The organism is Pseudomonas qingdaonensis (genome assembly GCF_018398475.1).
GTDB classification, from domain to species: domain Bacteria; phylum Pseudomonadota; class Gammaproteobacteria; order Pseudomonadales; family Pseudomonadaceae; genus Aquipseudomonas; species Aquipseudomonas palmensis.
On the sequence record NZ_CP074676.1, the window covers coordinates 1,280,471 to 1,297,987 of the forward strand.

General features: G+C 66.4%; 15 protein-coding genes. 9 read left to right on the forward strand and 6 right to left on the reverse strand.

The annotated features are described in order from the left end of the window. Positions 1–8: 8 nt before the first annotated feature. The 4 genes from KH389_RS05765 to KH389_RS05780 form a co-directional block, all read right to left on the reverse strand. Positions 9–4,589: an NEL-type E3 ubiquitin ligase domain-containing protein gene (locus KH389_RS05765; RefSeq protein WP_213607013.1), complete on the reverse strand. Its 4,581-nt coding sequence runs from the start codon at positions 4,587–4,589 to the stop codon at positions 9–11. A gap of 138 nt (positions 4,590–4,727) precedes the next feature. Further along, positions 4,728–5,516, reverse strand: a complete 789-nt coding sequence (gene lptF, locus KH389_RS05770) for a lipotoxin F family OmpA-related lipoprotein LptF (RefSeq protein ID WP_043863220.1) — start codon at positions 5,514–5,516, stop codon at positions 4,728–4,730. A gap of 52 nt (positions 5,517–5,568) precedes the next feature. Further along, positions 5,569–5,982, reverse strand: a complete 414-nt coding sequence (locus tag KH389_RS05775; RefSeq protein WP_043863221.1) for a DUF4398 domain-containing protein — start codon at positions 5,980–5,982, stop codon at positions 5,569–5,571. Positions 5,983–6,355: 373 nt separating this feature from the next. Beyond that, positions 6,356–6,700: a hypothetical protein gene (locus KH389_RS05780; RefSeq protein ID WP_043863222.1), complete on the reverse strand. Its 345-nt coding sequence runs from the start codon at positions 6,698–6,700 to the stop codon at positions 6,356–6,358. Positions 6,701–6,844: 144 nt separating this feature from the next. On the opposite strand from KH389_RS05780, the gene ppc reads away from it, so the two are divergent. The 7 genes from ppc to KH389_RS05815 all read left to right on the forward strand — a co-directional run bounded on the left by ppc (position 6,845) and on the right by KH389_RS05815 (position 14,000). Next, positions 6,845–9,472, forward strand: a complete 2,628-nt coding sequence (gene ppc, locus KH389_RS05785; protein WP_213607014.1) for a phosphoenolpyruvate carboxylase — start codon at positions 6,845–6,847, stop codon at positions 9,470–9,472. Between the two features lie 267 nt (positions 9,473–9,739). Further along, complete coding sequence (adk, locus tag KH389_RS05790; protein ID WP_043863224.1) at positions 9,740–10,390, forward strand: adenylate kinase; 651 nt, start codon at positions 9,740–9,742, stop codon at positions 10,388–10,390. A gap of 87 nt (positions 10,391–10,477) precedes the next feature. Further along, positions 10,478–11,152, forward strand: coding sequence for a tRNA (adenosine(37)-N6)-threonylcarbamoyltransferase complex dimerization subunit type 1 TsaB (gene tsaB, locus KH389_RS05795; RefSeq protein ID WP_213607015.1), 675 nt, complete (start codon positions 10,478–10,480; stop codon positions 11,150–11,152). A 127-nt stretch (positions 11,153–11,279) separates the two neighbouring features. After that, on the forward strand, positions 11,280–11,573 hold the full coding sequence (locus KH389_RS05800; RefSeq protein ID WP_043863226.1) for a hypothetical protein: 294 nt from the start codon (positions 11,280–11,282) through the stop codon (positions 11,571–11,573). Between the two features lie 3 nt (positions 11,574–11,576). After that, positions 11,577–12,440 carry a DUF72 domain-containing protein gene (locus KH389_RS05805; RefSeq protein WP_213607016.1) on the forward strand — a complete coding sequence of 288 codons (864 nt, stop codon included), beginning with the start codon at positions 11,577–11,579 and terminating at the stop codon, positions 12,438–12,440. A 33-nt stretch (positions 12,441–12,473) separates the two neighbouring features. After that, a complete protein-coding gene (locus KH389_RS05810; protein ID WP_213607017.1) occupies positions 12,474–13,304 on the forward strand; it encodes an isocitrate lyase/PEP mutase family protein in 831 nt (276 codons plus the stop codon). A gap of 6 nt (positions 13,305–13,310) precedes the next feature. Beyond that, positions 13,311–14,000 (forward strand): extensin-like domain-containing protein, encoded by a 690-nt coding sequence (locus tag KH389_RS05815; protein WP_058541477.1) that lies wholly within the window; start codon positions 13,311–13,313, stop codon positions 13,998–14,000. Here KH389_RS05815 and KH389_RS05820 read toward each other — a convergent pair. Further along, positions 13,997–14,617 carry a hypothetical protein gene (locus KH389_RS05820; RefSeq protein ID WP_043863230.1) on the reverse strand — a complete coding sequence of 207 codons (621 nt, stop codon included), beginning with the start codon at positions 14,615–14,617 and terminating at the stop codon, positions 13,997–13,999. The two genes, KH389_RS05815 and KH389_RS05820, sit on opposite strands and share 4 nt — an antisense overlap. Positions 14,618–14,716: 99 nt before the next feature. On the opposite strand from KH389_RS05820, the gene KH389_RS05825 reads away from it, so the two are divergent. Continuing rightward, positions 14,717–15,496: a class I SAM-dependent methyltransferase gene (locus KH389_RS05825; RefSeq protein WP_173925034.1), complete on the forward strand. Its 780-nt coding sequence runs from the start codon at positions 14,717–14,719 to the stop codon at positions 15,494–15,496. Here KH389_RS05825 and KH389_RS05830 read toward each other — a convergent pair whose 3' ends face one another. After that, complete coding sequence (locus KH389_RS05830) at positions 15,497–16,132, reverse strand: TetR/AcrR family transcriptional regulator (protein ID WP_043863232.1); 636 nt, start codon at positions 16,130–16,132, stop codon at positions 15,497–15,499. It abuts the gene before it with no gap. A gap of 280 nt (positions 16,133–16,412) precedes the next feature. On the opposite strand from KH389_RS05830, the gene KH389_RS05835 reads away from it, so the two are divergent. Further along, the gene (locus KH389_RS05835; RefSeq protein WP_213607018.1) at positions 16,413–17,513 is read left to right on the forward strand and encodes an efflux RND transporter periplasmic adaptor subunit; all 1,101 of its coding nucleotides are present in this window, start codon (positions 16,413–16,415) and stop codon (positions 17,511–17,513) included. Positions 17,514–17,517 lie beyond the last annotated feature (4 nt).

The window sequence follows — 17,517 nt, forward strand, 5'->3', positions numbered from 1 at the left end:
GGCACGCGTCAGCTACGTGACGAAGGGCCCGGACGCGGCTCGCGCAGAATGGTCCTGGTCAGTTCCATGCGGGCCTGTTCGACCCGTTTCATCAAGGCCTGGTAGGCCGCGCGGTATTCACTGCTGTTGAGCGACAGCATGTCCGGCAGCGCTTCATGCAGGCCCAGCCGACCACTCAGGTGCAGGATGTCGCGCAGGCGCGCCTGTTCATCCTCGCTCAAGGGCGGCGGCAGTTCTTCGTTGCTGACGGCGTCCAGGTATTCGCTGATTCGATCCCGCCAGCGGTTGACCTGCTCCAGTTGCGGTGACGCGGCAAAATCCAGGTAGCGCTGCCAGTAGGCCTGCCCATAGAGGTAGTCGGGCAACTGGCTCATCTGGGAGCGCAACACGGCCTCGCAGGCTTCATCGAGCATGGCCGGGGTAACCCAGCGGGTGTAGCCGGTGAAGGCCTGGGTGGCCGGCTGGTCGCGCAGCCCCAGGCGCGTGGTCAACGCGATCCTGAAATGCAGTTCGATTTCGCTGTAGTCGATCTGGTGACCCAGGCGGCGCCAGCCCGGCAGGTTGGCGCTGACATGCTCGCGCAGGCGCAGTGCGCGCCAATGGCTGATCGCCATGTCGATCAGTTCGCCCTCGGCTGCAGCATCGCCCACGCAGGCCAGCGCCAGGTCGGCGTGCAGCAGGTTTTCCAGTTGCGAGAACACCACCGCATCGCGGTCGATGCAACTCACCGCCTCGAGTGCCACCTCATACAGGGTTCTGCGCAGGTCCTGGCCGAAAGCCCCCCGGATCAATGCCTGGATTCGCGTGCGCATTGCCGTGTGCCTTGGCGGCAAGGCGTGCAGACGGTCTTGGCGCAGCAGCAAGGCGAAGAACTCGATCACCGCCGAGCCGTTGTCTTCGAGCAATTGCCGGGCCCGTGCCTGATCGTCAGCGGACATGCCTTCGAACAGGCGCGGTGCGTCGCGCAGTGCCGTGGCGTGGCGCACCGAGGCCGGTTCGACGTCGGTGGAGCCCTGCGAGTCGGAGCTCCCGGCGCTGGATGCATCGGAGTCCTGCAGCGTGTTGCCCGTGGCGATCATGTCGTCCTCGAACCGCTGGCGCTGTGATTCGGGCAGGTACTCGTATGCCATGCGCAGGCCGCGTACAAGGCCGGCCCCTTCGGGCACGCTGGCAATGGCCAGCCCGCGCAGGTCGGCGCTGTGCACCCGGGGCAGCCGCTCAAGGCCCGTGGGCCACTGGTCGACGGGCGAGGCCAGGTACGACAGGTCGAGCTCTTCCAGGGCCTGCAGGCGGGTCACGTCCGGCATGCGTGAAAGCGGGTTGGCGGACAGGTCGAGGCTGACCAGGCGCTGCAGGCCACCCAGATCGATGATGTCCTGTTCGCTCAAGCTGATGAGGTTCTGCGCCAGGTTCAGGGTGTGCAGGTGCGTTGCCTGCTGCAGTGCGGCGAAAACGCCCTGTTCGAAGCGCGCGCTCGAGCCCTGCAGGGTCAGAATGCGCAGCGAGTCGCGGGTCAGCAGGCGGGTCATGTGCTGGGCCGTCCAGCTGAAGTCGGGCACGTCGATGTCATTCAGGATCAGGGTCTGCAAGCCGCTCAGGGTGCCCAGTTCGGCCAGGCGGGTCGGTGTCAGCCGGGTACGCGACAGGTTCAGGTGGCTGAGCCGGTGCAGGTTCTCCAGACCTTGCGGCAGCTCGGTCAGGGGCAGGTTGACCAGTTCCAGCCTGTGCAGGTTCGGAAAGCGCTGCACGAAGGCTGCCAGGCCGTCGATGCGCGGTGTATCCAGGACCCTCAGCGCCACCACTGCCGGCAACGTCACCGACAACGGTGGCAACGCCTGCTGGCTGTCGATGCGAACCTCGTCCCGCCGGCGCAGAATGCGGCATTCCCAGGCCCGCACCAGCTGCTGCGCCACCTCTGTGCGCTCGGCGTGGGCCGTGGCGTCGGCACTTTGCTCGACCCACCGATCCAGGCTGCCATCGAGTTGCAGGCGCTCCTGTTCCAGCTGCGTCACGTGCGCGCCGATGGGCTGGTTCTGGCTGAGCAGGTGGGCGATGTAGGCATTGACGTAGCGGCGCGCAATGGGCAGCCGATGGTGGCTGATCAGGCGTTCGAGGCGGGTATGCAGTGGTTCGCGATTGAACATGTTCTGCTCGCCACGGCTGGGACTGCGTTGGGCCGGGGCATTGGCGGTGGTGGTCAACCAGCTTCTTTGCACCGGCAGGCCCAGCAGCAGGCGGGCGCGGGTGGGGCGCGCCAGTGCCATCTCCATCAGGCGCTGGTGCAGGCGCTGCGGCTCGTTGAGTCCGAAGCCCAGGCGGGTGCTGCGCGACTCGCCCAGTGCATGCAGCAATGCGCGGTAGAACCCGAACTCGCTGGTGTCCTGGGCCAGCAGCACCTGGGTCGCGCTGATTGCGTGCCAGCCCTCGTCTTCATCCAGGTACACCGAGGTGGTATCGACATCGGTCTGGCCCAGCGCTGCAAGCGGGGTGCCGAACCGTGCGCCGCTGCGCAACAGCAGCGCGGTACCGGCCGGCCAGTGGTCCAGGTGTTCGAGCAGGCGCACGGCCAGGATGAAGGTGTCCTGATTGATCGAGGCCGGCTGGGTAAAGCCCTCCAGGGCATTGCTCAGGCGCGCGTCATGGTCGAGGGCACGCGCCTGCTCGGCCACGTCCAGAGGCAGGGGCAGCGGCGGGGTCGCCTGCAGCGGGGCATAGATGCGCTGGCGGTTTTCGTCCAGCAGTCGTTGCGCGACACTCAGTGGCAGGTTCGGATAGCGTTGCTGGAGCTCCAGCACCGCATGATCGGTATCCAGTTGTGCCAGTTCGAAGCGGTGCAAGGCGATCGCCCGATTGAGCCGAGGTGACCAGGCATCGTACAGGTCGGCCGGCGGCGGGTTGCAGCCAGTGGTGCAGGGGGGGGCGGTGTCGCCGGGGGGCGGGGTCGAATCGCCGCTGCGACGGGTTCGCCTCGATGCCGGTTCCTTGCCCAGATAGACGGCCACGGCCCGGTAGAAGGCCTGCAGCTGGGGCACATCATCGATTTCGGGTACCGCCAGCCCCTGGGCGATCAGGGCCATGCTGCGCGCTACCTGGTCCTGAATGCGTGCCCGCTGCAGCACATGCACCAGCAGCGCGGGCGCGGGTCGGTCGCGCAGGTACATCTGGCGCAGGCTTGAATTGTCAGCCCCGCTGACGCGACCCAGCTCCAGCAGGCGCGCATCGTCGAAGCCGGCCGCGAGCGGCCCCATGCGACGCAGCAGCGACAGGCGTTCCCAGCGCTGGGGCTGCTCGTGGCGATGGTGCCAGGCTCCGGCACCGTTGTGGTACAGAGGCGGGCAGTAGGCATCCTTGTCGGTGGGGTGGCGTATCTGCCAGTGGCCCTCGGGGGCCTGCTCCACCCGGTAGAACGCCTGGTTGATCATGATCGCCTTGTGCGCGCCCTGGGTGTAGAGCCCCATGGCATCGGGTTGCCCGGTCGGGGAGCTGGCGGCGTCAAGGCGGTAACTGCTCAGGTCGGGTAGCCAGCGCCGATAGTCGGCGGGTGCCGGCTTGATCACACGCAGCGGTGTGACCCACTGCGAAGGTGCCTGGCCTTCGTCTTCCTCGGTGCAGCACAGGCCCGCGCCGGCGCCGATCAGCAGATGCGCTTCGAGGGCGCTGGCGAACGGGGTGCACAGGGTGTTCAGGCTGTCGGCCTGCTGCGGTGTGGTCGGGATCAGCAGGCGCGCATCGTCGAGCAGGCGCTCGATCATGTGCTTCTGCACGAACCAGCGCAGCCCCTGGTCCAGGGCGCTGGTGTCCATCGGCAGGTCCAGCATCGCGTCGCTGGCCTGCCAACTGCTCACCACCCGCTGCTGGTGACGCAGGGGGATGAAGCGCAGAAAGTACTGCTGGAAGGCGGTGCTCGCCAGCGCGCCGCGCAGGCTGGCAAAAAAGTGCGTGCGCGAGGGGTACTGCTTCAGCGGGTGCTGCGGGTGGCCCGGCATGTACGCGACGCACGGGGCATCGTCCACCGGCGGGCCGAGCAGAAGGATGCCGGGCACCAGCAGGTCGTCGAACAGCCTGAGCGATGCGCACACCGTTACATCCGGGCCGAAGTACGGGCCCTGTTGCGGGAACTCCACCGAACCGTCCGGATAGGCGCCGATGATCCACTCGAGCAACTGCCTGCCTTGCCTGCCCAGGTGGCCCCGGATGTGCGCGATGCTGTATTCCTCGCGCAGGGTCGCCAGGTAGGCATCCTGCTTGGCGTCAAGCAGCGTACGGCGCTGGAGCATGGCCTGCAGGTAGGTCAGGTAGACCTCGTCCAGGCTCCTGCGCTGCTGCACGCGATGGAACACCTGTGCGGTGACGGTGGCGAAGTCCTTCGCAGACAGGTCCGCAAGGTTGTAGGTGTACAGGCTCTGAACCTGCGCGAATGCCTGCGTTGCCCGCCGTCGGGCCAGCCGGCCCAGTACCTGGTACTGGTGCAGCTGGCGTCGTTGCTCGGGGCTGGCCTGCTGCAGCCAGGCCGGTTGCTCCTGGGTTTCAAGCGGCGAGAACAGGGTATCGAATTGACGCACCCGCGCGTCGGTGTTGGAAGTGGGCATGGTGCACAGTCCTTGTGGAGGGGGAATGTGGCATTGATCCAGAGGCCCGGCAGGTGGCGGTGGTAGTTATTTGCGCAAGGGGCAGGCAAAAAAAATCCCGCCCTGTAACAGGCGGGATTCTGCGGGTTGCTCAGCCTGTCAGTAGGCTTTGCTTACCGAGCGTGGCGCTACCGGCTGGTTGTCGTTGGAGATGGTGACCTCCACGCGACGGTTCTGCGCACGGCCCGAGTTGCTGGAGTTGTCAGCCACCGGGAATTCCTTGCCGTAGCCCTGGGCCACGATGCGCGATGGGTCTACGCCGGCACGTACCAGTGCGGTGCGAACCGCGTTGGCGCGACGCTCGGACAGCGACTGGTTGTAGCTGGCAGAGCCCTTGCTATCGGTGTAGCCCTCGACGATCACCTTGCGGTCAGGGTTTTCCTGGAGGAACTGCGCCAGGGTGGTGATGTTCGGCAGGGCGCTGCTTTTCAGGTTGGCCTTGTCGAAGTCGAACAGCACGTCGCCGAAGGTCACCAGGGTGCCGCGTTCGGTCTGCTTGGCGTTGAGGCTGTTCTGCAACTGCTTGATTTGCGCATCACGGGCATCCAGGCGAGCCTGGGCGCGTTTGGCGGCAGCGCTTTTCAGGTTGTTTTCGGCGTCACGCAGGGCGATGGTCTGCTTGGCCACTTCCACGCGCTGGTTGGTCAGGTAGGCGAGCTGGTCGACTTTCTTCTCGTCTTCCTTGTTCATGTAGGCTTGGTCGGCCTTGTTCAGCCAGTCTTGCGCGTCCTTGGTTTCCAGCGCCGCGACCTTGCTCGCCTGCGGGTTGCTCTGCAGGGCGGAGAAGTTGGTCCGGGCGGATTCCAGGTTCGGGTTAGGCGGCGTGGAGCAGGCAGCCAGACCAACGCTCAAGGCCAGAAGGGCGGGGATCATCACGTGTTTACGCATAGTGGGTCATCCTTTATCGATTACGAATGCATGGGTCGGTGAGGCGAGCGGCTTACTGCACGCTGCGCATGCCTTCCTCACGCAGGTCCTGCACGCCCTGGTTGGCGTCCTGCACCGCTTTTTCGGCCTTGGCCGCCTGGGCTTTGCGCTCGGCGACGCGAGCGTCCCATTCGGCCTGTTCGGCCAGGCGCTTGGCCTCGTCGTACTTCTTGTCATGCATGGCGATTTCAGCTTGTTTGAGCTTGTCCTGAGCCGCCTTCATTTCCACCGCCGCGAACTCGGTACCGCCCGCGCTGACGGCGGAGTTCACCGCTGACTGCGTTACGGCGTACTGCTCGGTTGGCGGATTGCCTGCGCAGCCGGCCAGAACCAGGCTGCTGCCCAATGCCAGCGCAGCCAGCTTGAGCCCGCGCAGTTGGGTGAAGGAGGTTTTTTCGGTGCGGGTCTTCATGGTGGTCAACTCCATTGGATCACTCCTGATGAACAACGAATTCCGTAACAATCCATCGGCATGGCCCGTCAGCCTGGGGAACACGATATGCCCGTAGCTTAGGGGTTTTGCCGTAATGGCTATTGGCTGTGACCGAAGCGTTTTTTGAATAGTTCAGAAAAAAGTCTCGCCTTATCGTGTTTTTATCTGACTGATCGGTCAGTAGGTTTTCGGGGGAACTTTGCAGCGCGTGCGTAGTACGCGTGCCTGTATGGGTATAGACGGGGTTTGTGGTTCGGGCCATCAAAGGGCCTTGAATGCGGAGTTCTCGAGGCGGCTGCACGGCCCGTTGCAGAGGCCTGCGGGCTGTGGCGCTCCACAGCGCAGCCCGCAGCCGGCCAGCGGATCACTAGTGCGCCGGCCCGTCCTTGCGCTCACTCATGTCGCGCAGGTAACGGCGTGACAACGCCAGAAACCGAGGGGTGGGGCCGACGTCTTCGTAGAGCGGATTGTCTTCCTCGTCGGTGGCGATCACCTGCTGGCCCTTCACATACGGAAAGCTCGCCTCAAGCTCCTCCAGCGCCGCGCCGAGCAATTCGCCCAGCAACTCTTCGGGCCGGCGCTTGGGGTACATTTCGCTCAGCGCCGCCAGGCGCGCCGCCGCTTCGACGTCCAGGTGCAGGACGTGGCCGGTGGCGCTCAACGGGCCCTTGGCGCTGTGTTCCCAATGCTCGGCTAAATCACGGATCTTCATGGTGGCCTCCCACAGGTGGATGTGTTCGTTAGAGCATCGCCACCGCACATAGTTTGGTTGCATCGCCCACCCGGCTTGAAAGCCCAACCTCGACGGGGCACTCTGGACCCAGAGCTGTTTTCCCAGGATGCGGAGGCAAGGCTGATGACCGATATCGATGTGCGCTTGCGAGAAGATGTTCACCTGTTGGGCGAGTTGTTGGGCGACACCGTGCGCGAGCAGTACGGCGAAGCCTTTCTGCAAAAGATCGAAGACATACGTCGCAGCGCCAAGGCCGACCGCAGCGGCAGTGCCGAGCAGCTGAGTTCGACCCTGAACGATCTTGCCGAAGACGAACTGCTGCCGGTGGCGCGGGCCTTCAACCAGTTCCTCAACCTGGCCAACATCGCCGAGCAGTACCAGCTGATTCGCCGTCGTGATGCCGACCAGCCCGCGCCGTTCGAGTCGCGCGTGCTGCCCGAGCTGCTGGCCCGGCTCAAGGCCGCCGGGCACAGCGACGACGCCCTGGCTCGCCAGTTGGGCAAGCTCAGCATCGAACTGGTGCTGACCGCCCACCCGACCGAAGTCGCGCGCCGTACGCTGATCCAGAAGTACGATGCCATCGCCGCGCAACTGGCCGCCCAGGATCACCGCGACCTGACCCCCGCCGAACGCGACCAGGTGCGCCAGCGTCTGCAACGGCTGATCGCCGAGGCCTGGCACACCGAAGAGATCCGCCGTACCCGGCCGACCCCGGTGGACGAAGCCAAATGGGGCTTCGCGGTGATCGAGCACTCGCTCTGGCACGCCATCCCGCATCACCTGCGCAAGGCTGACAAGGCGCTGCACGAGGCCACCGGCCTGCGCCTGCCGCTGGAGGCTGCGCCGATCCGCTTCGCCTCGTGGATGGGCGGCGACCGTGACGGCAACCCCAATGTCACCGCCAAGGTCACCCGCGAAGTATTGCTGCTGGCGCGCTGGATGGCCGCCGACCTGTTTTTGCGCGACATCGATTCGTTGGCCGCCGAACTTTCGATGCAGCAGGCCAGCGAGGCGTTGCGTGCCAAGGTCGGTGATTCGGCCGAGCCTTACCGCACCCTGCTCAAGCAACTGCGTGATCGCCTGCGGGTGACGCGGGCCTGGGCCCAGAGCTCGCTGGCCAGCCCGCAGCCGGCCCCCGCCGAGGTGCTGCACGACAACCGCGACCTGTTCGAGCCGCTGCTGCTGTGCTTCGAATCGCTGCACGCGTGCGGCATGGGCGTGATCGCCGATGGCCCGCTGCTCGACTGCCTGCGCAGGGCCGTTACCTTCGGGCTGTTTCTGGTGCGCCTGGACGTGCGCCAGGACGCCGCCCGGCACGCCGACGCACTCAGCGAGATCACCGAGTACCTGGGCCTGGGGCGCTACGCCGACTGGGATGAAGACGCGCGTATCCGTTTCCTGCAGCAGGAGCTGAGCAACCGCCGGCCGCTGCTGCCTGGCGACTTCAAGCCCCAGGCCGATACCGCCGAGGTGCTCGCCACCTGCCGCGAGGTGGCCGCCGCACCTGCCGCTTCGCTGGGCTCCTACGTGATCTCGATGGCCGGCGCCGCTTCCGACGTGCTGGCCGTGCAACTGCTGCTCAAGGAAGCCGGCGTGCGCCGGCCGATGCGCGTGGTGCCGCTGTTCGAAACCCTGGCCGACCTGGACAACGCCGGCCCGGTGATGGAACGCCTGCTCGGCCTGCCGGGCTATCGCGCCAGCCTGCACGGGCCGCAGGAGGTGATGATCGGCTATTCCGATTCGGCCAAGGATGCCGGCACCACCGCGGCGGCCTGGGCGCAGTATCGTGCCCAGGAAACCCTGGTGCGCATCTGCCGTGAAGAACAGGTCGAACTGCTGCTGTTCCACGGTCGCGGCGGCACCGTGGGGCGTGGTGGCGGCCCGGCGCATGCGGCGATCCTGTCGCAGCCGCCGGGCTCGGTGGCGGGGCGCTTCCGTACCACCGAGCAGGGCGAGATGATCCGCTTCAAGTTCGGCCTGCCGGACATCGCCGAGCAGAACCTCAACCTGTACCTGGCTGCGGTGCTGGAGGCGACCCTGCTGCCGCCACCGCCGCCGCAACCGGCCTGGCGCGAACAGATGGACCAGCTGGCCGCCGACGGCGTGAAGGCCTACCGTGGCGTGGTGCGCGACAACCCCGAGTTCGTCGAGTACTTCCGTCAGTCCACCCCGGAACAGGAACTCGGCCGCCTGCCACTGGGCAGTCGCCCGGCCAAGCGGCGCGCGGGCGGCATCGAGAGCCTGCGGGCGATCCCGTGGATCTTCGGCTGGACCCAGACGCGCCTGATGCTGCCCGCCTGGCTGGGCTGGGAGGCGGCGCTGAACAACGCGCTGGCCCGTGGCCAGGGCGAACTGCTGGCCGAGATGCGCGAACAGTGGCCGTTCTTCCGCACCCGCATCGACATGCTCGAGATGGTGCTGGCCAAGGCCGACGCCGACATCGCGCGCTTCTACGACGAACGTCTGGTGCAACCGCAACTGCGACCTTTGGGTGCCCATCTGCGCGACCTATTGTCGCAGGCGTGCCAGGTGGTGCTGGGTCTCACGGGGCAGCCGGTGCTACTGGCGCACAGCCCTGACACCCTGGAATTCATCCGTCTGCGCAACACCTATCTGGACCCGCTGCATCTATTGCAGGCCGAGCTGCTGGCACGCTCGCGCGCACGCGAAGCCGCTCTGGACAGCCCCTTGGAACAGGCGCTGCTGGTGACTGTGGCGGGTATTGCGGCAGGTCTGCGCAACACCGGTTGAGGGCGGGGCAGGGGTGGCGCGCCAGTGCCCGGCGCGCGCCCCGAGCACCCGGGCGAAGCGGTTTCGCCCCCGGTTGCGCCGGGCGCAACCCGGGCACGAACGGGCCTCACGCAGTATTTTTTTCCGACTTTCGACCGCTTGTGTGGTCCGGGTGCGCTGTGTATCTTGAGCAGCCTTTTGACCGATTTGCGGTCATCACCCGATTCTTGGGATTGGCCCTGAGTGGCGAATCCATTGATTTGCTTATAAAAAATTGAGGAGCACAAGATGCGCGTAATTCTGCTGGGAGCTCCCGGGGCCGGTAAAGGTACTCAGGCAAAGTTCATCACCGAGAAGTTCGGTATTCCCCAGATTTCCACCGGCGACATGCTGCGTGCCGCGGTCAAGGCCGGCACCCCGCTGGGTCTGGAAGCCAAGGCGATCATGGACGCCGGCAAGCTGGTATCCGACGAGCTGATCATCAACCTGGTCAAGGACCGCATCGCTCAGGCCGACTGCGCCAAGGGTTTCCTGTTCGACGGTTTCCCGCGCACCATTCCCCAGGCTGAAGCCCTGGTGAGCGCCGGCGTTGAGCTGGATGCCGTGGTCGAGATCGCCGTTGCCGACGAAGAGATCGTCCAGCGTATCGCCGGCCGCCGCGTGCACGAAGGTTCGGGTCGCGTGTACCACGTGGTCTACAACCCGCCGAAGGTTGAAGGCAAGGACGACGAGACCGGCGAGCCGCTGATCCAGCGCAAGGACGACACCGAAGAAACCGTGCGTCATCGCCTGTCGGTCTACCACGAGCAGACCAAGCCGCTGGTGGACTTCTACCAGAAGCTGTCGGCTGCCAACGGTGGCAAGCCCAAGTACAGCCACATCGAAGGCGTGGGCTCGGTCGATGCCATCACCGCCAAGGTGCTGGCCGCTCTGAGCTGATCACCGCTCGGATGTGCACACAACGGCCCGCTTGCGGGCCGTTGTTGTTTATAATGCCGTTCTTTTTTCTTGCCCCTGGAACCCCCGATGACCACCTTGCTGGCCCTGGATACCGCCACTGAAGCCTGCTCCGTTGCCCTGCTGCATGACGGCAAGGTGCTCAGCCACTATGAGGTGATCCCGCGCCTGCACGCGCAGAAGCTGCTGCCGATGATCCAGACGATGCTGGCCGAAGCGGGCATCGCCCTGTCGGCCGTCGATGCGATTGCCTTCGGCCGCGGCCCCGGCGCCTTTACCGGGGTGCGGATCGCCATCGGCGTGGTGCAGGGCCTGGCGTTCGCCCTCGAGCGTCCGGTGCTGCCGGTGTCCAACCTGGCGCTGCTGGCCCAGCGCGCGTTGCGCGAGCACGGCGCCGAGCAGGTGGCGGCGGCGATCGATGCGCGCATGGACGAGGTGTACTGGGGCTGCTACCAGCAGCAGGCCGGCGAAATGCGCCTGCTGGGCAGCGAGGCGGTGCAGGCGCCCGAACAGGTCAGCCTGCCGCCGGGCGCGGCCGGCGACTGGTTCGGTGCCGGTACCGGCTGGGGCTACGCCGAGCGCCTGCCGGTGGCCGTCAGTGGCCAGGACGCCGGCATGCTGCCTCACGCCCTCGACCTGCTGACCCTGGCGCGGTTCGCCTGGGACCGGGGCGAAGGTATTGCGCCCGATCTCGCCCAGCCGGTGTACCTGCGCGACAAGGTGGCCACGCCCAAGGCGCGGTAAACCGCTGGTCGTCTATCGCCGTTGCGCATAAACCTTTTGCTCGATATGTGGTCCAGTTATCAGTCGGGCATTTGCGAAGTCTCTCAGGTGCCGCTAAATTGCCATCATTGCTCCTGAGTAATCGTTCATGCGTGTCGACGGCTTCTCTTCCCAGTCCTATCCGATCAAGCGCCCGCTGCGCAAGCCGCCGGTGCGCGAAGAGGACGTGGACGAAGACCTGCCGGGCGAGTTCGAGGCGCAGCCGTCGCCATCAGGTGCTGCAGGCGGCGCCAGCCGCAGCGGCCTGCCGGTGCGCCAGCAGGACATGATCTTCCCGCGGGCGCGCAACAAGCGCACCGCCCAGGCCCTGGCCAGCTACCTGACCACTGCCGGCTTCGTGGACTGGGAGATGGAAGTGCTGGGGTTGGACCTGTACATTTGAGGCATGACGCCTTTACCTTACTTTCTCGGTTGCCCGTCCTGGAGTGAAAACGCCTGGCGCGAGTACCTGTACCCCGCCGAGGCCAGACCCAGCGACTTTCTCGGCCTCTACTGCCAGGTGTTCAATGCGGTGGAGGGCAACACCACCTTCTATGCGCGCCCCGCGCCCGCCACCCTGGAACGCTGGGCGCAGATCATGCCCGCGCACTTTCGCTTCACCGCCAAGTTCCCCGGCGACATCAGTCACGCAGACGACCTACGTCAGCAATGCGTGGCCGCGCACACCTTCATCAACCTGCTCAAGCCGCTGGGCGCCCGTGTGGCGCCCTACTGGTTGCAGCTGCCTGCCAGCTTCGGTCCGGCACGCCTGGGCGAGCTGGTGGCGTTCATCGACGAGGTGGACGTGCCGCTGGCGGTAGAGGTGCGCAACAAGGCCTTCTTCGCCAAGGGTGAGGAGGAACGTCTGCTCAATCGGCTGTTGCTCGATCGCGGCGTCGAACGCATCTGCCTGGACCCGCGTGCCCTGTTCAGTTGCACCTCGCGCGATCCGGGCGTGCTGCATGCCCAGTCCAAGAAACCGCGGGTGCCGCCACGCCCTGCCGCCTTCAGCCAGAGCCCGCAGGTGCGCTTCATCGGCCACCCGGAACTGGCGGCCAACGAGCCGTTTCTGTTGCCGTGGCTGGACAAGGTCGCGGCCTGGATCGAGGAGGGGCGCACCCCGTACGTTTTCCTGCATACTGCCGACAACCGCCTGGCAGCCGCGCTGGCGCAGCGTTTTCATCAGGGCCTGATGGAGCGCCTGCCCGGCTTGCCGGCCTTGCCTGAACTGCACAGGGCGCCCGCAGCCGAGCAGCTTGGCCTGCTCTGACCGCCCCGTACCGCCTGCTCTGGAGTCGTGATCATGGATGTGCAAACCCTGCGTGCCGAAGCCTTCAAGGCGCTGCATGAACGTGATGGTGCCTTTGTCATCCCCAACCCCTGGGATGCAGGCTCGGCCAAGCTGCTAGCCAGCCTCGGCTTCGAGGCGCTGGCCACCACCAGCGCCGGCCTGGCGTTCTCGCTGGGGCGCCCCGATGCCGAAGGCGCCATGAGCCTGGAGGAAACCCTGGGCAACGCGCGCAGCATCGTCGATGCCACCGCTCTGCCGGTGGCTGCAGACCTCGAGAACGGCTTCAGCGATACGCCCAAGGGCTGCGCCGAGGCCATCCTGCAGGCCGCCGCTGTGGGCCTTGTAGGCGGCTCCATCGAGGATGCCAGCGGCAACCCGCAAGAGCCGATCTATGGCTTTCATCAGGCAGTGGAGCGCGTCGAGGCAGCCGTTGCGGCGGCGCGCAGCCTGGAGTTCCCGTTCACCCTGTGTGCCCGCGCCGAAAACCTGCTGCACGGGCGCCTGGACCTGGACGACACCATCAAGCGCCTGCAGGCCTTTGCCGAGGCCGGTGCCGATGTGCTGTACGCGCCGGGCTTGCGCAGCGCCGAGGAGATTCGCCAGGTGGTGCAGGCCGTGGCGCCCAGGCCGGTAAACGTGCTGATGGGGCTGAGCGGGGTGGGCCTGAGCGTATGCGACCTGCAGGCGCTCGGGGTCAAGCGCATCAGCGTCGGCTCGTCGCTGGCGCGTGCGGCCTACGGCGCGCTCTTCCACGCCGCCGAACGGATCCAGCAACAGGGCCGCTTCGACTATGCCGAACAGGCGCTGCCGTTCGACCAGCTCAACCAGTTGTTCAGGCGCTGATCGTCCATGCGGGGAGTGGGCATTTTCCTGGTGATAGCGATGGCGGCGGGGCTGGTGGCCTGGCAACAGGGCTGGCGCCTGCCGGCTGCCTGGAACCCGTGGGCGGTGCTGGACGTCAAGGCGCCCCCGAACCTGCTGACCCCCTACAAGCTGAGCCGCCTGCAGGATGACCCCAGGCTTTGCGAACAGGCCCTGGCCACCTCGACGCTGCGCTACAGCAAGCAGGCCGACAGCGCGCCAGATGTGGCCTGCCCGCTGCACAACGTGGTGCGGGTGCAGGGCTCGGGCGTGCGCCTGAGCAGCAGTTTTCTGGCCAGTTGCCCAGTGGCGGTGGCCTTCGCGCTGTTCGAGCGCCACGGCCTGCAACCGGCCGCGCAGCGTGCATTCGGCCAGGCGGTGGTGCAGGTCGATCATCTGGGCAGTTTTGCCTGTCGCAATGTGTACGGGCGCAAGGAAGGGCGGCGCAGCCAGCATGCCAGCGCCAATGCGCTCGACATCGCCGGGTTCAGGCTGGCCGATGGGCAGCGCATCGAGGTGCTGCGCGACTGGCCGGGTGAGGGGGTGAAGGCGAAGTTTCTACGCGAGGTGCAGGCTGGCGGCTGCGACAGTTTCAACACGGTGCTGGGGCCTGACTACAACGCTGCCCACCGCAACCACTTCCACCTGGATATGGGCTTCTGGCAGATCTGCCGTTAGGCGGCGATGCGCACGTTGTTCAGTACCACCGGACGGGCCCAGCTGAGGTCGAACTCCAGCTCCGACTGCTGCTTGAGCAGCGTGGCCTGGTCGAACGGCTCCGGCGCCGGGTCGAGCAGGCTGGCTTCCAGCTCCGCGATCGGCAGGTGCAGCGGGTAGGGTTGCGGTGCCGGGCCTGGCTGCGGCAGCGGATGACCCTGGCTCATCACCACCGGGCGCACCCAGTTGTTGCTGATGTCCAGCTGGCGCTGCTGCTCCACCAGTTCCAGCGCGCTGAATGGCGGCGCAGGCTTGTCCAGCAGGTCCAGTTCGAATTCGGCAATCGGCAGGAACAGCGGCTCGGGCGGGGCGACGATGGTGTCGTGCACGTCGCACAGGCGCTGGCTGTGGATCTGCGCCAGGGTCTGGCTGCCGGCAATCGGTTCGCCGGTGACGGTGTCGACCTCGGGGACCGCCAGCTGACCTTCCTGCGCACCTTCACCCTGCTGCTCTGCCAACGCCTGGGCAAAGAAGTCCTGCCACAGGTGGCTGACGCCGCCGAGGGTCTGGGTGTTGTGCCGGGCAAAGTCGCCGACGGGCGACAAATAACCGGAAGGGAGCTGAAGAATGTCTGACATGGCAGTCGAAGGCTGTCCGGGTCTGGCAAAATAGCGATTACTGCGGTTATCGGCACAGGCCGGCAATCATTTAATTTTTTTGTGTGGGGAAGGTGAGCGGTGGAGCAACTGGCGGACGGCGGTATCCGGGTCGAGGCGTTGGCTGCCGAGTATCAGGCACAGGCCGAGCACTGGGCGGTGCGCCTGGGCTTGCCGCTGCAGGATGCGTCGGCGGCCTTTGCCGTGCAGGTGGGCGAGACCGGCCTGCAGATCCAGCAGTTGGGCCCGCAGGCACCGGGCCCGGTGCGGGTGGATTTCGTCGAGGGCGCGGCGGCCCATCGTCGGGTGTTCGGCGGGGGCAGCGGGCAGATGATCGCCAAGGCGGTCGGCATCGCCCAGGGCGTGCGTCCACGGGTGCTGGATGCCACGGCAGGACTGGGCAAGGACGCCTTCGTGCTGGCCAGCCTGGGCTGCCAGATGCAACTGATCGAGCGCCAGCCGCTGGTGGCGGCGCTGCTCGAGGATGGCCTGGCGCGTGCGGCATCGGATGCCGAGGTGGGGCCCATCGTGGCCCGCATGCAGCTGCTGGCGGGCAACTCCATCGAGCGCATGCGCGACTGGCAGGGCGAACCGCCGCAGGTGATCTACCTCGATCCGATGTTCCCGCACCGCGACAAGAGCGCTCTGGTGAAAAAGGAGATGCGCGTGTTCCGCCCGCTGGTGGGCGATGACCTGGATGCCCCGGCACTGCTGGAGGCCGCCCTGGCCCTGGCCAGCCACCGGGTGGTGGTCAAGCGCCCGCGCAAGGCGCCGATCATCGACGGGCCCAAGCCCAGCCATAGCCTGGAAGGCAAGTCGAGCCGCTACGACATCTACCCCAAGAAAGCCCTCAAGCCCTGACTAGGGGCGGTAGGCCCGCAAAAACACCGCCACCACGTCCTGCACATGTGCCTCGGCAGCCTCGGCGTCCAGCGCCGGGGAGTAGCCGAGCAGCAGGCGATAGTTCGGCGCCCCCTTGAGCAGGCAGAAGAAGTGCTCGGCCGCCCTGGCCGGCTGCTCGATACGCAGCAGACCATGCTGGTCGACGCGCTGCAGCAGTGCCTCCATCTCGCGCAGCACGCGCAACGGGCCGGCTTCGAAGAAGATCTGGCTGAGCTTGGGGTCCTGGGTGCCCAGGGCCATGATCAGGCGGCTGAGCTTGACTGACTGGTCGCTGTTGATCAGTGCCTGGAAGCCGCGCCCGATGTTCAGCAGGACCTGCTCCACCGACGTGCCTTCGGTCAGTTCGAAGAACAGTTCGGGCAACTGGGCCGTGCAGGTGGCCACGATCGCCGAGGAGAACAGTGTCTCCTTGTCGTTGAAGTGGCTGTAGACCGTCAGTTTCGAAACCCCTGCCGCATTCGCGACCGCATCCATGCTGGTGTTGGCGTAACCGTGGGTGAGAAACAGGGCTTTGGCCGCCTCGAGGATGGCCTGGCGCTTGGCGAGGTCCTTGGGCCGGCCGGGGCCGTTGGGGGCGCTGGTTTCGTTTGGCATGAATGACACGTACAGGTTCGTTAAGGGGTACAGGGTACACCGTGGTCGCCACCGGGGGGCTGCAATCTGCGCTTTGAACGCCTATCAGCGCCAGTGATGGCGGGTGGAGGTGGCTTTTTCGGCTCCACGGAGGGCCCAAGCGGCAGGTCCAGGTGTCAGTTCGATGCGTGCGACGACCCTGAAATTTCTGTCCGACAATCGCTTCCCGGCGCCGTTGCGCTGATTTACTATACCCGCCGGTATAAATATTAGATGCGCTACTCACGGAAGGTTCTCGATCATGTTGCGCCATGCCTTGCCCCTTGCATTCCCGCTTACCCTTGCCTTGCTGCTGAGCGGCTGCGGGCAGGAGAGTCCCCCGCCAAGCACCCTGCGCCCGGCCATGGTGGTGCAGCCGCAGCTGTCCACGGCGGCGGTCGACAGCTACCCCGGCGAAGTGCGCGCCCGGCTCGAGCCGGAGTTGGCGTTTCGTATTCCCGGCAAGGTCAGCAAGCGCCTGGTGGAGGAGGGCCAGCGGGTCAAGGCCGACCAGCCATTGGCCGAGCTCGACCCGCAGGACGTGCGCCTGCAGCTGGAGGCCAGCCGCGCGCAGATGGCAGCGGCCCAGGCCAACCTGAGCCTGGTCAAGGCCGAGCGCGACCGCTACCAGACCCTGCTGGAGCGCCAGATGGTCAGCCGCTCGCAGTTCGACAACGCCGAAAACCTTTACCGCGCAGGCCTGGCGCGAGCCAACCAGGTGCGCGCCGAATTCGATGTGGCCGGCAACCAGGCCGGCTATTCGGTGCTGCGCGCGCCACAGGACGGGGTGGTGGCCAAGCGTCAGGTCGAGGTGGGCCAGGTGGTGGCTGCCGGGCAGACCGTGTTCACCCTGGCCGCCGATGGCGAGCGCGAGGTGCTGATCAGCCTGCCGGAGCAGAACTTCGGCCGCTTCAAGGTCGGCCAGCCGGTGTCGGTGGAGCTGTGGTCGCAACCGGATACGCGCTTCGAGGGTCGCATCCGCGAGCTGTCGCCGGCCGCCGACCCGCGTTCACGTACCTTCGCTGCGCGCATCGCGTTCGCGGCCGGCAAGGTGCCCGCAGAACTGGGGCAGAGCGCACGGGTGTTCATCCAGCACGCCGAGCAGGTGCCGTTGGCGGTGCCGCTGTCGGCCCTGAGCGCCGAGAACGGCCAGACCTACGTGTGGCGGGTGGAGCCTGACAATACGCTCACGCGCACCGTGGTGCGGGTTGGCGCCTACGGCCAGGCCAGCGTGCCGGTGCTCGAAGGCCTCAAGCCCACCGATTGGGTGGTGGCGGCTGGCGGCCATGTGCTGCACGAGGGGCAGCAGATACGACCGGTGGACCGGTCCAATCGCGTGGTGAATCTGGCGGCCAAGGAGTAAGTCC

Bases quoted from the DNA above. Each gene is read 5' to 3' on its own strand.
- KH389_RS05765 (WP_213607013.1), bottom strand. From the start codon at position 4,589: ATGCCCACTTCCAACACCGACGCGCGGGTGCGTCAATTCGATACCCTG.
- lptF (WP_043863220.1), bottom strand. From the start codon at position 5,516: ATGCGTAAACACGTGATGATCCCCGCCCTTCTGGCCTTGAGCGTTGGT.
- KH389_RS05775 (WP_043863221.1), bottom strand. From the start codon at position 5,982: ATGGAGTTGACCACCATGAAGACCCGCACCGAAAAAACCTCCTTCACC.
- KH389_RS05780 (WP_043863222.1), bottom strand. From the start codon at position 6,700: ATGAAGATCCGTGATTTAGCCGAGCATTGGGAACACAGCGCCAAGGGC.
- ppc (WP_213607014.1), top strand. From the start codon at position 6,845: ATGACCGATATCGATGTGCGCTTGCGAGAAGATGTTCACCTGTTGGGC.
- adk (WP_043863224.1), top strand. From the start codon at position 9,740: ATGCGCGTAATTCTGCTGGGAGCTCCCGGGGCCGGTAAAGGTACTCAG.
- tsaB (WP_213607015.1), top strand. From the start codon at position 10,478: ATGACCACCTTGCTGGCCCTGGATACCGCCACTGAAGCCTGCTCCGTT.
- KH389_RS05800 (WP_043863226.1), top strand. From the start codon at position 11,280: ATGCGTGTCGACGGCTTCTCTTCCCAGTCCTATCCGATCAAGCGCCCG.
- KH389_RS05805 (WP_213607016.1), top strand. From the start codon at position 11,577: ATGACGCCTTTACCTTACTTTCTCGGTTGCCCGTCCTGGAGTGAAAAC.
- KH389_RS05810 (WP_213607017.1), top strand. From the start codon at position 12,474: ATGGATGTGCAAACCCTGCGTGCCGAAGCCTTCAAGGCGCTGCATGAA.
- KH389_RS05815 (WP_058541477.1), top strand. From the start codon at position 13,311: ATGCGGGGAGTGGGCATTTTCCTGGTGATAGCGATGGCGGCGGGGCTG.
- KH389_RS05820 (WP_043863230.1), bottom strand. From the start codon at position 14,617: ATGTCAGACATTCTTCAGCTCCCTTCCGGTTATTTGTCGCCCGTCGGC.
- KH389_RS05830 (WP_043863232.1), bottom strand. From the start codon at position 16,132: ATGCCAAACGAAACCAGCGCCCCCAACGGCCCCGGCCGGCCCAAGGAC.
- KH389_RS05835 (WP_213607018.1), top strand. From the start codon at position 16,413: ATGTTGCGCCATGCCTTGCCCCTTGCATTCCCGCTTACCCTTGCCTTG.